Here is a 13,427-nt window from a genome sequence, read left to right on the forward strand (position 1 = left end):
AATTCATGTGGGGATAGTCCCGCTTTTCAGATGTGTGTGAGTCGGGTCATTGTTTTCCGGTAGCGCGATGAGTGTGCGCGCAGCAGAACCGGGAAGGCAGACGATGACGGCAATCACCGAGGCGACACCGCCGGTGTCTCACAAGGAAGCGCGCAGGGCAGTCCTGTCGAGCTTCGTCGGTACCGCGATCGAGTGGTACGACTTCTTCATCTACGGCACCGCCGCAGCCCTGGTGATCGGACCGCAGTTCTTCCCCGGCGCGTCGACGTTCGCCGGAACCCTGGCCGCATTCGCCACGTTCGCGGTCGGCTTCATCGCCCGCCCGATCGGCGGTGTCGTCATGGGCCACTTCGGTGACCGCATCGGGCGCAAGTCGATGCTGGTGCTGTCGCTGACCATGATGGGCGCCGCGACCGTCGGCATCGGCCTGCTCCCGAACTTCGAGGCCATCGGGGTGGCCGCACCCATCCTGCTGGTGGCGTTGCGGTTCGTCCAGGGCATCGGCGTCGGCGGCGAATGGGGCGGCGCGGTCCTCATGGCGACCGAACACGCCCCGGAAGGCAAGCGCGGACTGTACGGCGCGGCGCCGCAGATGGGCGTCCCGGCCGGAGTGATCATGGCGAACGTCGTGTTCCTCGCCGTCACCCAACTGCTGTCGGACGACGCGTTCCAGACGTGGGGCTGGCGTGTGCCGTTCCTGATGAGCGCCGTGCTCGTCGGCGTCGCGATGTGGATTCGCCTCGGCGTCTTCGAGTCCCCGGCCTTCGCGGAGGCCAAGGAGAGCGACACGATCGTGAGAATGCCGATCGTCGAGGTGCTGACCCGCAACTGGCGGACCGTGCTGCTCGCGGCCGGCACGTTCATCGCCACCAACGGCATCGCCTACGTGTTCATGGTGTACGTCCTGACGTACGGCACCAAGGAACTCGGCTACAGCCGCGCCACCATGCTCACACTGCTGATCGTCGCGTGCCCGGTCTGGATGGCGGGCATGGCCGTGTCGGCCTGGAAGTCGGACGTGCTCGGCAGGCGCCGCGTCTACACGTGGAGTTCGATCGCGCTCGTGATCGTGGCCGCGGTGTTCTTCCCCCTCATCGACACGGCGTCGATCCCCGTCATGCTGCTCGCAATGATCGTGATGGCGGCGGTGCTCGGCACCACCGCGGGGCCGCAGTCCGCACTGTTCGCGGAACTCTTCCCCGCCCACATCCGGTACAGCGGCGCGTCTCTCGGCTACCAGATCGGCGCCATCCTCGGCGGCGGACTCGCACCGTTCATGGCGACGTGGCTGTTCGGGGCCTTCGGCAGTTCGACGGCAATCACCGCCTATTTCGTGGTGATCGCCGTGGTCAGTCTCGTCTCCATCCTGCTGTTGCCGGAAACCAACACCACGCGCCGGGAAGCGGAGGCCGTCTGACATGTCCACTTACTTTCAGCCACAGAAGTACCCGGCGGCGGAGTTCGCGTCGACCGGTGCAACCGGCGAGGCCCTGCCCGTCGTCGTCGTGGGCGCGGGCCCGGTCGGCATGGGCGTCGCGCTCGGCCTCGCGCAGCGCGGTATCCCCGTCACCGTGCTCGAGGCCGCCGACCAGGTGTCGTTCGGCAGCCGCGCCATTTGTATCTCCCGGCACAGCCTGGAGGTGGCGGCCCGGCTCGGTTTCGGCCCGGAACTCGAGAAGATCGTGCTCCCCTGGGTGGGTGGGCGCAGCTTCTACCGCGACGAGCAGGTGCTGCACTTCGAGATGGCACACGGCGAACACGACGTCCGCGGGCCGATGGTCAACGTGTCGCAGTCCGAGATCGAGCAGATCATGACGGACACGCTGCTCGCGCACCCACTGATCACGTTCCACTGGTCGTCGAGCGTCGCCGGGATCCTGCGGTCGGACGAGGACGTGACACTCGACGTCGACACCGCGTTCGGTGCGCGCCGGCTCCGCGCACGCTGGGTGGTGGCCGCCGACGGCGGCCGCAGCCGGATGCGTGAACTCGCGGGAATCCGGTTGCAGGGAAACAGCTATCAGGGCAATTACGTCATCGCCGACATCCACTGGGAATCGACGCTGCCCGCCGAGCGGATGGTGTGGTTCGACCCGCCGAGCAACCCCGGCTCGACGATCATCATGCATCAGCAGCCCCGCGACATCTGGCGCATCGACTACCAACTCGACCGTTCCGACGACGCCGAACTCGAGACGCAGGAAGACCGCATCCGCGACCGGATCACCCGGCACCTCGACTGGCTCGAGAACGACGTGCCGTGGACCCTCGAATGGCACGGCTTCTACCGCGCGCACGCGCTCGCGCTGGACGACTTCACGCACGATCGCATCCTGTTCGCCGGGGACGCCGCCCACCTGGTGCCGATCTTCGGTGTCCGCGGGCTGAACTCCGGCATGGAGGACGCCGAGACCCTCGCCTGGACACTGGCGGCCGTCGTCCACGGGACCGCGGACGAGAGCCTCCTGCAGGCATATTCGGCCGAACGGCGCGCCGCCTGGCAACAGAACGTCGACAACGCGGGCAAGTCGACGCTCATCATGTCGCCCGGCAGCCACGGCTACCGCACCACCCGCGACGCCGTCCTCGCGCTGGCCACGACCCGTCCGGAGTTCGGTCACCTCGTCAATCCGCGGCAGTCGAGTGCGACGCACGCGCACCTGTCGCCGCTCACATGGCCGGTGGCCGAGGGGACGACCGGGCTGCTGCCCGGGGATCCGATGGAGGACAGGCGCGTTCGCGTCGTCACTGCCGACGGATCGGTGGAGTCTTCGCTGAACCGTGTCCGGGGAACGGGTTTCGCGGTGCTCGGTGTCGGAGTCGACGCGGCCGGTGCTCGGATGATCGCCGCGCACGCGTCGGCGCTCGCGATGGCGCTGTCGCCCGAATCGGTGCGGGCGGTCGTCGTCCCGGCGCCGGGTGCGGTGGTGGACGCGGCGGCCGACCTGACGGTCCTCGACGACCCCGACGGTGTGCTGCCGACGGCTCTCGGCGCGTCCGCGGGTGAGTGCTTCGTGATCCGCCCGGACGGACTCGTCCTGTGCCGGGTCCGCGACCTGTCGCTGCTCGGCGACGTTCACGACCACCTGAAAACGGCCACCGCCCCCTCACTGGGCGTCGTCCCCGCGCACACGGAGACGACGGCGACGCCGGACGAACTGCTGCGCGAGAACGTGTGGATGGGACTGTCGGAGGCGCTCGACCAGGCGGACGAGTCGGACCGCGAGGGATTCCTGACCCGGCTCGCGCTGCTGCTCGGATCGCGGTCGGGCCTGCGGGAGTTCGAGGAAGCGCTGGCCGCCGCCGCCCACGTGAGTGGCAAAGTGTGCTCCGGCACTCCGCGGCACTCACATGTGGACGCTTAGCCTGGGAGCATGGCGCACCCACAGTTCCTGAACTCGCCCAAGTCCTTCGTCGTCGACGCGCTCCGCGGGGCCGTCGCCACCACCGACGACCTCGAATGGCATCCGGAACCGGGATATCTCACACGGCGGGAACCGTTGCCGGCCGGGCAGGTCGCGTTGCTGTCGGGCGGCGGATCCGGGCACGAACCGCTGCACGCCGGGTTCGTCGGCCGGGGCATGCTCACCGGAGCCTGCCCCGGCCTCATCTTCACCTCACCCAACGCGCTGCAGGTGCGGGCCGCTACCGAGGCCGTGGACGCGGGCGGCGGCGTCGTGCACATCGTGAAGAACTACACCGGCGACGTCCTCAACTTCCGCATCGCCGGCGAACTGGCGGCAGAGGACGGCATCGCGGTCGAGCACGTGCTCGTCGACGACGACGTCGCCTCCGAACGGGAGGACGGGCCCGGACGTCGCGGCACCGCGGCCACGATCGCGGTCGAGAAGATCTGCGGCGCTTCGGCCGAACGCGGCGACGACCTCGCCACCGTCGCGGAGTTCGGGCGACGCACGGCCCGGAATTCCCGCAGCATGGCGGTCGCGTTGAGAGCGTGCACCGTTCCGGGGGCGGACTCGCCCTCGTTCGACCTCCCGGAGGGTCAGATCGAACTCGGGATCGGCATCCACGGCGAACGCGGAACCGAACGGGTCGACGCGATGGCGGCGGCCGAACTGGTCCGCCGGCTCACCGACCCCGTGCTCGCCTCGCTCGGCGTGGAGCGGGGGGATCCGGTGATCGCCATCGTCAACGGGCTCGGCGCGGCTCATCCGCTGGAGCTGCAGCTGCTGTTCGGTGAGCTCGCCGACCACCTCGTGGAGCGGGGTGTGGTGATCCGGCGCTCGCTGGTCGGCAGCTTCGTCACCGCCCTCGACATGGACGGTGCGTCCATCACACTGGTGCGCTGCGACGACCAGCTCCTCGACCTGTGGGACGCACCGACTGCCGCACCGGGATGGCCCAATGCCCCGGCCGGGGAATTCCGCGGCATCGCAGACGAATCCGAGGTGGGGTTCCGGTCGAACGTCGCCTCCCGCGAGGACGAACCGGAGGTACCCGGCACCGCCGACGCGCTGGGCCGGGCGGCTGTGGGCGCGTGGATCGGCGCGTTCGTCGAGAAGGTGCTCGCCGAGGAGCCGAACCTCACCGACCTCGACCGCCGTTCAGGCGACGGGGACTTCGGCACCAACATGGTAGCCGCACTCGACCACGTCGATGTTCCCCGGATCCGGGACGGCTACTCCCCGGCGACGGTGTTCGAGTCACTGTCCGACGCCTACCTCGGTCATGCGGGTGGCACGTCGGGCGCGCTGTTCGGCGTCTGGTTCCGCCAGTTCTACCGCGTGGCCGCCGACGCACCGCACGGTCTGGACCTGAAGGCGATCACCGCCGCGGCGCGGGCCGGCCTCGACACGATCCAGGAACTCGGCGGCGCGCAACCCGGCGACAAGACGATGATCGACGCCGTCGCCCCCGCCGTCGCCGCCCTCGAATCGGCCGCCTCGGCCGGGAAGGGTCCGGCCGACGGTCTGGCCGACGCCGCGGACGCCGCCGCCCGCGGTGCCGAGGCGACCGCGGACATCACCGCGCGGCGCGGCCGGGCGAGCTATATCGGTGAGGCGGCGCGCGGTGTCGTGGACCCCGGTGCCCTGGTGCTGTCGTGGTTCTTCGCCGAGGCAGCGGAAGCGGCCCGCGGGGTCGGGTAGTCACCGTGCGCCGTGCTCGGCACGTAAGGTGAGGGGAAGAACGCCGAGTCGTGCTGCGCAAACCCGTCGCCACACCTCTCTCCACCTGCGTACGGGACGCAGAATCAGGGACGGACACGTAGACAGTGGAAGACACCGCCAGCCGGGGAATCCAGGCTTTCATCGCCGATGTCGTGGAACGGGGTGGCAAGGCGGTCCGGCTCACCCACTCGCGACGCAACCCCGTCCAGGTCTGGGGCGACGACGGCACGAGCTGCATCGTGCGGGTGCGCTCCAAGCTCAGCGGTGACTGGCAGGCCCGCAAACAGGACGAATCGCTCGACGACGACGACACCGGCTCGCAGTTCTGGGTGTTCGTGGATCTCGCGAGTTCCCCGGAGGAGTTCTTCGTCGTGCCCTCGTCCGAGGTCGCCGACGACATCCGCGCCGAGGTGGATCTGTGGATGATGGACACCCCCGGCCGCACGCGGACCGGACATCACGCGATTCCGCTGAGCCGGGTCGCGCACGGTCGCGGCCGCTGGGACCTGCTCGGGCTGGCGGGGGAGAAGGACCCCAGCCGTTACAGCGATGCGCAACGCGCGACGACGGCGGCAACGTTGCGTGCAGACGCCGCAGCCCGCGCATCCGCCCGGAAGAAGCCGGCCAAAGCGGCCGCGGCGTTGGAGGAACTGATCGATACCCGCCTCGAGGTCGTGGCCGACTTCGAGGGTTATCGGCTGGTCGGACGGTTCGACCCCGACACGCAGACGCTGGAGATCATGCGCGGTCCGATGCAGGGCCGCCGGTTTCCCGACCCCACGACAGCGGCGACCGCCGTGGCCAGTCATATCAGCGGAGACATCGAAACCCACGACGGCTGGGAATTCTGGCGAACCGAACAGGGTGATCGAATTCCCATGGGGCAGAACAGTATCCGCTAATCGCTGAGAGTTCCCTGAAACTGTTCCGGCGCGCGACGGTTGAGAATACCCTGAGGTGGGTACCGCAGACATGATCCGCCGTGCATGGCGGTAGTGGCCACGGCCGATGGGAGCTCATCATGCGAATCGTCGACGGCGCAGTGCACGCCGTGTCAGGTGCTGCGAACGCGACGACCAGTGCGGCCGGTGCGGTCGGCGGCGCCGCGATCGGCGGTGTGGTCGGCGGAGTGCGCGGGGCGGCGGGCGGGGTCCGGTCAGGCATGGCGAGCGGAAGTCATTCGACACCGGCCGCCGCGCTGACATTGGCGGCTGTCGGGGCAGCGGGACTGGTCGAGTGGCCGGTGCTGGTCACCGTGGGCGGGGCGGCACTCGTGCTGCGGCAGTTCGGCGCGGGTTCCAGGCAGTAGCTGCTGTGGGGCTCGGTCGATACCTCTTCGCCGCTGCGTCCCTGCCGGTGCGCGGCGCCGGTGTCGGACTCGGGGTGGCCTCCTACGGGGGCACGGTCGCCGCCGATCTGATGGCGACCACCGCACGGACCGCGACACAGATCGTCACCGAGGTGCTCGGGGGAACCCCGGCCCGCCGTGCCAGTTCCGGACACGGCCGTGCCTGGATCGAGGTCCGCGGACTCGCCGGACCTCGCGGGGACGACGTGGCCGCGACCGTTCTCCGCGCGGTCCGGGAGACCACCGGTGTGGAGGGAGCGGAACTCAACCGCGCGCTGTCCCGGCTGGTCGTGACGGTCGGCGAGCACGGACCGTCGGTGGCCGAGCTGTGCACGGTGGTCGCGGGCGCGGAGGATGTCGCGCGACCGGTTCCTCGCGGTGCCGTCCGTGACCGGCCCGCAGAACTTCCCGGCGACGACGTCGCACTCGCCGAACGTGCCCTCGCACTGGCCGCCGTCACGACGGGCCTGGTCGCGGCCGCCGGCGTTCGCCTGCTTCCGATGCCCACCCTGCCGGCGGCGGTGCCTGCCGCGGCAGTCACCTTCGTCAACTATCAACCGCGACTGCGCAGCATGGTCGAGGAGCGGCTCGGGCCGGACGCCGCGGAACTGCTGCTCGCCACCGCTCAGGCCGTCGGTGACGTGCTGCGGCGGGCGCCTGCGTCACTCGCCGTGGACGTGGCACTGCGGTCGGCGATCACGGCGGAGGCGTGGTCGGGTCGGCGGGTGTGGCACCGCCGCGAACCCGAACTGGCCCGGGACCCCGCGGACGACACCGGCCGCCCCGCCCGCGAGCGCGGCGCATCGGGACCGGTGGAGCGGGACGTCGACCGGGCGGCGATCGCGCAGTGGGTGGGGGCGACCGCGGTGGGGGCGGCGACCCGGAGCGTGGCAGGCGCCGCGGACGCGGCCCTGGTCGCCGCGCCGAAGGCGGCGCGCACCGCACGCGAGGCCTTCGCCGCGACGCTCGGCCGTGGACTGGCCGATCGGCACGCCGTGCTGGCCCTGCGTCCCGGCGCCCTCCGCTACCTGGACCGGGTCGACGCGGTAGTCGTGGACCCGTCGGTGCTGCACACGACCGAGCTCCGGGTGAGCGGTATCCGTGCGGTGCGGGACACCGACCGGACGAGAGTGTGGGAGGCCGCTCGATCTGCCGTGGAGGCCGGCGCTCTCGGGGTGGGCTGGCACGCGCTCGCCGACCTTCCCGGCGATGTCGCCGCGGCGACCGTGGACGAAGATTCCGCCGTCCTCGTGACGCCTGCCCACCATCCGAGCGCGGTGGCCGTGCTCGCGCAGGCGCGCACGTCGGGCGTCCCGGTGGTGTCGGTGAACGTGGACACGCTCGGCGGACTCCGCTCGGCTTTCGACGATCTGCTCCCCTCGAGCGGATCGCTGGATGCGGACCTTCGCGACGCCGTCGCGCAATTGCAGGCGAACGGCGCGACGGTCGCGGTGATCGCCGGCCGCGCGCCGCACGCCCTGTCGTCCGCCGACGTCGGTATCGGTGTCCTCGTCGGCGACGCCCCGCCGCCGTGGTGTGCGGACCTGCTGGTCGACGACCTCGTCGGAGTCTGGCGGGTGCTGCGGTCCTTACCGGACGCGCGGACGGCGAGCCGGCGCGGCGTCGAGATCGCGACGGCGGCGTCGATGCTGGGTGCGCTCGTCATGCTGCCGGGAGTGCGTGGCCGCGGACCCGGACCCGTCACGGTCGGCGCGGCGGCAGGATTGTGGACGGGGCATTCCCTCGCCCGCGGTGTGCTGCGGGCGGAGGTTCCACCCGCCGCCCCGGTTCACGCCTGGCACGAGATGCCGGTGACCGACGTGCGCCGTCTGCTGCCCGCGCGCGACGACGAGGATGCCGCGGTGTCCCGTCGTCGCGCGGTGAATCTGGTGCTGACCCCGGTCGAGGCGATCGGGCGGCTCACGGCGTGGCCGGTCGGGCTGGCCTGGGATTTCGGCCGGGCGATGCGCACGGAACTGTCGGATCCGCTGACCCCCGTCCTCGCCACCGGATCGGCGGCGAGCGCCCTGCTGGGGTCGCCGATCGACGCGGTGCTCGTGGGGTCGGTGCTGGCGGGCAACGCCGCGCTGTCGGCCGTGCAGCGCCTGCACGCGGAGCGTCTGCTGAACCGGTTGCTGGCGGCGGGCGACCCGCCCGCGCACCGCGTCGCCGGGCCCCCGGAGCGCCGGGTGACCGAACGGGTGGAGGCGTCGCGGTTGCGGCCGGGCGACGTGATCGAGATCGGCCCCGGCGAGGTGGTGCCCGCCGACGGCCGGCTGGTCGACGCATCGGGCGTCGAGGTCGACGAGTCCTCGCTCACCGGGGAATCGCTGCCGGTGAGCAAGCAGACGTCGCCGACGCCGGGCGCACCGCTCGGCGAACGCGCCTGCATGGTGTTCGCGGGCACCACGATCCTCACCGGCACGGCCGCGGCGATCGTCACCGCGGTGGGCGACGCAACGGAAGCGGGACGCGCGGGCGCGCTCACTCCCGCGACTGCGTCGCACGTGGGTCTGCAGGCGCAGCTCAGAAGCCTCACCGACCGGGTGCTGCCCGTCAGCGTCGGCGGTGGCGCCCTGGTCACTGCCGTGGGGTTCCTGCGCGGCACCGGGCTGCGGCAGGCGGTCACGAGCGGTGTCGCGGTCGCGGTGGCGGCGGTTCCCGAGGGTCTGCCGCTCGTCGCGACACTCGCGCAGCAGGCCGCCGCACGCAGACTGACGAGGTCCGATGCGCTGGTGCGAGCGCCCCGCTCCGTCGAGGCGCTCGGCCGCGTCGACGTGGTGTGCTTCGACAAGACGGGCACCCTGAGCGAGAACCGCCTGCGGGTCGTCACCACCGTCCCCGAACCGGGGTTCGCACGAGAGGACGTCCTCGCGTGCGCCGGCCGGAGTGCCGTGACCCCCGACGGCAGCCCGGCCGCGCACGCCACCGACGTCGCGATCGCCGACGCGGCAGTGGACCTGCTTCCGCAGGAGGACGACCGGAGCAGCTTTCTTCCGTTCCGCTCCGGCCGGCCCTACTCGGCCGCGCTGTCGGGGACGCACCTGTCGTTGAAGGGTGCACCGGAAGTCGTGGTTTCGGCGTGCACCGGAATCGACGCGGACGCCGTGCACGACACCGTTCTCGGTATGGCTGCCGACGGGTTGCGCGTCATCGCCGTAGCCCGCCGGACCGTCACGTCATTCCAGGCGCGGCGCGCAGCCGACGACGCCGCGGTACTCGACGATCTCTGCGGCAGCGGGCTGCACCTCGTCGGACTGCTCGGGCTGGCCGACACCCCGCGCCCCGAAGCGGCCGGACTGCTGCCGGAGCTGGAACGGCGACAGGTCGGGGTCCGGCTGATCACCGGCGACCATCCCGTCACGGCCACCGCCATCACGCGCGAGCTGGGACTGGCCGTGTCGTCCGAGCAGGTGATCAGCGGGACCGACTGGGACACCCTGTCGCACCGGGGGCAGGAGAACGCCGTCGAGAAGTGCGTCGTCTTTGCCCGGATGTCGCCCGAGAACAAGGTGCAGATCGTGCAGACCCTCGAACGGGTCGGGCACGTCTGCGCGATGGTCGGCGACGGCGCCAACGATGCCGCCGCGATCCGGGTGGCCAGCGTGGGGATCGGTGTCAGCTCGCGTGGCAGCGACCCGGCCCGCAGCGCCGCGGACGTGGTGCTCCTCGACGGCCGCGTCGACGCGCTGCTCGACGCCCTCGACGAGGGCCGTCAGTTGTGGCGGCGGGTACAGGCGGGAGTGTCGGTGCTGCTGGGCGGGAACGCCGGGGAGGTGGCGTTCGCCCTGATCGGCAGCGCGATCGCCGGACGGTCGCCGCTCACGGCGCGTCAGCTGCTGCTGGTGAACGTGCTCACCGACGCCCTGCCCGCGGCCGCGCTCGCGGTGAGTCCGCCCAACGAACAGGCCCGGGGAGAGGGCCGCGGCCCGGACAGTGCTGCGTTGTGGCGGACCGTCGCGATCCGCGGCGCCGCCACCGCGGCAGGCGCGACGACGGCGTGGGCGCTGGCCAGCGTGACGGGCCGGCAACGCCGGGCGTCGACGGTGGGGCTGGTGGCCCTGGTCGGCACCCAGCTGGGTCAGACACTGATCGATTCGCGGAGCCCACTCGTGGTGCTCACCGCGGGCGGTTCACTGGCCGCACTCACCGTGATGGTCAGTACTCCCGGTGTCAGTCAGCTCCTCGGCTGCACCCCGCTCGGACCGGTCGGGTGGGCCCAGGCGCTGGGATGCGCGGGTGCGGCGACCGCGGCGGCGGCATTCGCACCGGGGCTGCTCGAAAAGATTGCGGGCGATCAGTCGACGATCTCGATGACGCCCGCCCTCAGCAGCACCGCGTACACCTCCCGCAGCGGTGGGGTGAGTACGCGGGTGACCACCCCGGTCACCGGGTCCCCGGCGGCGGAGAAGACACCGGCAGCGGTCTGGGCGACGGAACTCAGCACGCCTGACACGGTCCCCGGTCAAGGTGGCTGACCGGGAAACGGCACGGACAAGGGAGACGAACGATGGCCCAACGAACGTCGGAGGCGGAGTCGCAGAGCGACGCCGTCCAGCGGGTGCGGGAGGCCCGCAGCTTCGCGGTGCAGCTACCTGTCCTCGGCAGGGTGCCGCTGCCGCGTCCCGAGCAACTGGCATTCTTCGCGGCGATCGGCTTGCTCGCCGCCGTCGAGATCATCGAATGGCCGGTCGCCCTGACCATTGCGGCAGGACACATCCTCATCACCGATCAGCACAACCGCGCCGTCCAGGAGATCGGGGAGGCCCTGGAAGGCGCGTGACGCGGAAGCCCGGATCAGGCGGGCGGGCAGGCCGGTGACGTCAGCTGCGCGATCGCCACGATGGAACACGCCGTGGCCTTCGACAATTTCCAAGTCCCGTTCTCGCCGGGCACGAAGATGGCGGGCAGGGTGTTCTGCTGCACCTGGCCGTTGATCGTCAGCTGCAGCTGCGCGCTGGCGCTGCCGTCGCCGTTGTCGATCACCGGGTCCAGCACCTGAACCTGCGCACCCGCCTGCTGGGCGGCGGCAGCGACCTGATTGAACAGGTTCGGATCCTGCTCCGAACCCTCCACCATGGCGATCTTCTCCTCGAGAGGAGTGGCCGGGTCGAGGCCCTTCGCCAGCAGGGCGTTGAGGTCGGCCGCGGTCGGCAATTCGAGTTCGGCGGTGGTCTCGGCCGCCGCGGTGGTCGTGGACGTGGTGGTCGCGCTCGGCCCGGACGGCTCGTCGGAACCACAAGCGGACATCGTGAGGGCTGCGGCGATCGCTACCGCAGCAACCGTGATTTTGCGGATCGTCAACTCAGTTACCTCTTCGTATCTCGGTGCGCTGGTCGTTCGGTCTCACATCGAGTCTGAAGGTTTGGGCAGCGTCGCGCCGTCGAAGCCAGAGAATTCTCAGACTTCGACCGAATTCAGGCCGCCGTACCGAACGCGCCACGGTACGGAGTGGCATGGCTCCACTCCAGTGCGGCAGCGGTGACGTCGGACGCGGGAAGGTCGTGGTGATGGGTCTGGATGAACGCGATCAGTGCGCGGGCGGTGCGCGCGAGGGCGACCTTGTGTCGCCGGGACGTCTCCGCGAGTTCGGTGAACGCGTCGTTCTCGGAGCATCCGCGGTAGGCGATGAGGATGCCGACAGCGATGTCGACGGCCGTGCGGGTGGAGTAGCTGGGCGCTGTCATGAATGTTCTCCCAACCTGCGTCGGAATGGGTACCACTCCATCCTCCCGCACTCGGTAGGACGTCGAAAGGGTTCGAATCTCCTCGAGCCTTCGTCGTGCGAGTTCTTCACCGAGGTTTTCCCTTACGGTAGGGGCATGGCTACCGTCTGGACGATCCCGATCGACATCACTTCTCGCTGGCTCGACAATTCCGAGGTCCAGACTTTCCTCGCGTCCAACGACCTGGACAACGCCGCACCCGACCCCCGGGTGCGGTTCGCGCAGTTCGCGGACGTCACGAAGTCGCTGGAACGGCACATCGGGCATACCTTCTCATCGGTGCAGGGCGCGGCCACCGCACTCTTCGACGGCATCGACGGCGGTGTCCCCGTCGCGCTGAAATTGGCGGCGCTGCGCCTGATTCTGAAAGAGGTGTATCAGACCCGCCACGCGCCGCAGCCGTTCCCGAAGCGGGTGGGCGAAGAACTCGGCACCTACGTCTATGCCCTTCTCGACCCCCGCAACCGGTCGGTGTTCTACGTCGGTGCCGGACGCGGCACCCGGGTGTACGGCTACGTGTGGGAGGCGTTGGCGGAAAACGAGCACCGGAAGACGCTCGAGGATCCGGAGTCCGACAGCGCCGAGGTGAAGGCCGCGACGATTGCCCGCATCCGCGAGATCTACGACTCCGGCCACGAGGTCGAGCACTACGTCGTCGCGCATCGGATCGCCGACAGCGGCGGCGTCGCCGACGCGGTGCGCGATGGAGTCGTGGGAGCACTGGGGCTGAACGAGGGTGCGGTGCTCAGCAATCTCGCCGGCGGCGCGGGCGAGCATCGTGCGGTGCCCGTCGACGACCTCGTGTTGCAGTACGCAGCAGAACCCGTCCCGAACCTGCCGACCCCCTGCGTCGTCCTCGAGGTGCCCGCCACGTCCCGGCGCGGCGTGACGCCGGATGAGGTGTACGAACTCTCCCGTGGCGCGTGGGCGGCAGGCGCGGCCGTCCGCAATACCGACGACATCCCGGTGATCGTGTTCGCGGACAACATCGTTCGTGCCGCCTACCGTGCCAAGTCCTGGTCGTCGGTCGCACGACCGGGCGACGCGGCGCTGTGGCGGTTCACGGGCGAGCCCGACACCGAACTGGAGAGCCAGTTCGTGAACAAGCGGATCGTCCCCGCCAAGGTCGGTCTGAAGAAGTGGCCCACCCACGGCTGGGTCCCGCATCTCACCCAGGCGCGCCCCGGCCGCTGACGTGAGTGGCAAAGCGTGCCCCGGCACACT

Annotated in this window: 10 protein-coding genes; 8 read left to right on the top strand and 2 right to left on the bottom strand. The window is 70.5% G+C overall.

Translation table 11 applies throughout. The annotated features are described in order from the left end of the window. Positions 1 to 103 precede the first annotated feature (103 nt). The 7 genes from DTA22_RS30175 to DTA22_RS30205 all read left to right on the top strand — a co-directional run bounded on the left by DTA22_RS30175 (position 104) and on the right by DTA22_RS30205 (position 11,260). The gene (locus tag DTA22_RS30175) at positions 104 to 1,417 is read left to right on the top strand and encodes an MFS transporter (RefSeq protein ID WP_112301863.1); all 1,314 of its coding nucleotides are present in this window, start codon (positions 104 to 106) and stop codon (positions 1,415 to 1,417) included. A 1-nt stretch (position 1,418) separates the two neighbouring features. Continuing rightward, positions 1,419 to 3,365: an FAD-dependent monooxygenase gene (locus DTA22_RS30180; RefSeq protein ID WP_112301864.1), complete on the top strand. Its 1,947-nt coding sequence runs from the start codon at positions 1,419 to 1,421 to the stop codon at positions 3,363 to 3,365. A 9-nt stretch (positions 3,366 to 3,374) separates the two neighbouring features. Further along, positions 3,375 to 5,108 (top strand): dihydroxyacetone kinase family protein, encoded by a 1,734-nt coding sequence (locus DTA22_RS30185; protein WP_112301865.1) that lies wholly within the window; start codon positions 3,375 to 3,377, stop codon positions 5,106 to 5,108. 125 nt (positions 5,109 to 5,233) lie between these two features. Beyond that, the gene (locus tag DTA22_RS30190; RefSeq protein WP_037238710.1) at positions 5,234 to 6,031 is read left to right on the top strand and encodes a hypothetical protein; all 798 of its coding nucleotides are present in this window, start codon (positions 5,234 to 5,236) and stop codon (positions 6,029 to 6,031) included. A gap of 119 nt (positions 6,032 to 6,150) precedes the next feature. Next, positions 6,151 to 6,438, top strand: a complete 288-nt coding sequence (locus DTA22_RS30195) for a hypothetical protein (RefSeq protein ID WP_037238719.1) — start codon at positions 6,151 to 6,153, stop codon at positions 6,436 to 6,438. Between the two features lie 5 nt (positions 6,439 to 6,443). Beyond that, positions 6,444 to 10,955, top strand: coding sequence for a cation-translocating P-type ATPase (locus DTA22_RS37255; protein ID WP_112301866.1), 4,512 nt, complete (start codon positions 6,444 to 6,446; stop codon positions 10,953 to 10,955). Positions 10,956 to 10,987: 32 nt separating this feature from the next. Further along, positions 10,988 to 11,260 carry a hypothetical protein gene (locus DTA22_RS30205; RefSeq protein WP_037226710.1) on the top strand — a complete coding sequence of 91 codons (273 nt, stop codon included), beginning with the start codon at positions 10,988 to 10,990 and terminating at the stop codon, positions 11,258 to 11,260. A 14-nt stretch (positions 11,261 to 11,274) separates the two neighbouring features. Here the strand turns inward: DTA22_RS30205 and DTA22_RS30210 are convergent, their stop codons facing one another. Next, positions 11,275 to 11,781 carry a hypothetical protein gene (locus tag DTA22_RS30210; protein ID WP_112301867.1) on the bottom strand — a complete coding sequence of 169 codons (507 nt, stop codon included), beginning with the start codon at positions 11,779 to 11,781 and terminating at the stop codon, positions 11,275 to 11,277. Between the two features lie 113 nt (positions 11,782 to 11,894). Next, positions 11,895 to 12,164, bottom strand: coding sequence for an ANTAR domain-containing protein (locus tag DTA22_RS30215; protein ID WP_037226714.1), 270 nt, complete (start codon positions 12,162 to 12,164; stop codon positions 11,895 to 11,897). A gap of 135 nt (positions 12,165 to 12,299) precedes the next feature. On the opposite strand from DTA22_RS30215, the gene DTA22_RS30220 reads away from it, so the two are divergent. Continuing rightward, entirely contained in the window at positions 12,300 to 13,397 is a 1,098-nt protein-coding gene (locus DTA22_RS30220; RefSeq protein ID WP_112301868.1) for a GIY-YIG nuclease family protein, read from the top strand. Positions 13,398 to 13,427: the final 30 nt, after the last annotated feature.

The sequence above is a fragment of the Rhodococcus wratislaviensis genome (assembly GCF_900455735.1).
Classification (GTDB): domain Bacteria; phylum Actinomycetota; class Actinomycetes; order Mycobacteriales; family Mycobacteriaceae; genus Rhodococcus_F; species Rhodococcus_F wratislaviensis.

What these genes read in the sequence shown, in the direction of transcription:
- DTA22_RS30180 (WP_112301864.1), top strand. Translation starts at nt 1,419, where the DNA reads ATGTCCACTTACTTTCAGCCACAGAAGTACCCGGCGGCGGAGTTCGCG.
- DTA22_RS30175 (WP_112301863.1), top strand. Translation starts at nt 104, where the DNA reads ATGACGGCAATCACCGAGGCGACACCGCCGGTGTCTCACAAGGAAGCG.
- DTA22_RS30205 (WP_037226710.1), top strand. Translation starts at nt 10,988, where the DNA reads ATGGCCCAACGAACGTCGGAGGCGGAGTCGCAGAGCGACGCCGTCCAG.
- DTA22_RS30215 (WP_037226714.1), bottom strand. Translation starts at nt 12,164, where the DNA reads ATGACAGCGCCCAGCTACTCCACCCGCACGGCCGTCGACATCGCTGTC.
- DTA22_RS30220 (WP_112301868.1), top strand. Translation starts at nt 12,300, where the DNA reads ATGGCTACCGTCTGGACGATCCCGATCGACATCACTTCTCGCTGGCTC.
- DTA22_RS30195 (WP_037238719.1), top strand. Translation starts at nt 6,151, where the DNA reads ATGCGAATCGTCGACGGCGCAGTGCACGCCGTGTCAGGTGCTGCGAAC.
- DTA22_RS30185 (WP_112301865.1), top strand. Translation starts at nt 3,375, where the DNA reads ATGGCGCACCCACAGTTCCTGAACTCGCCCAAGTCCTTCGTCGTCGAC.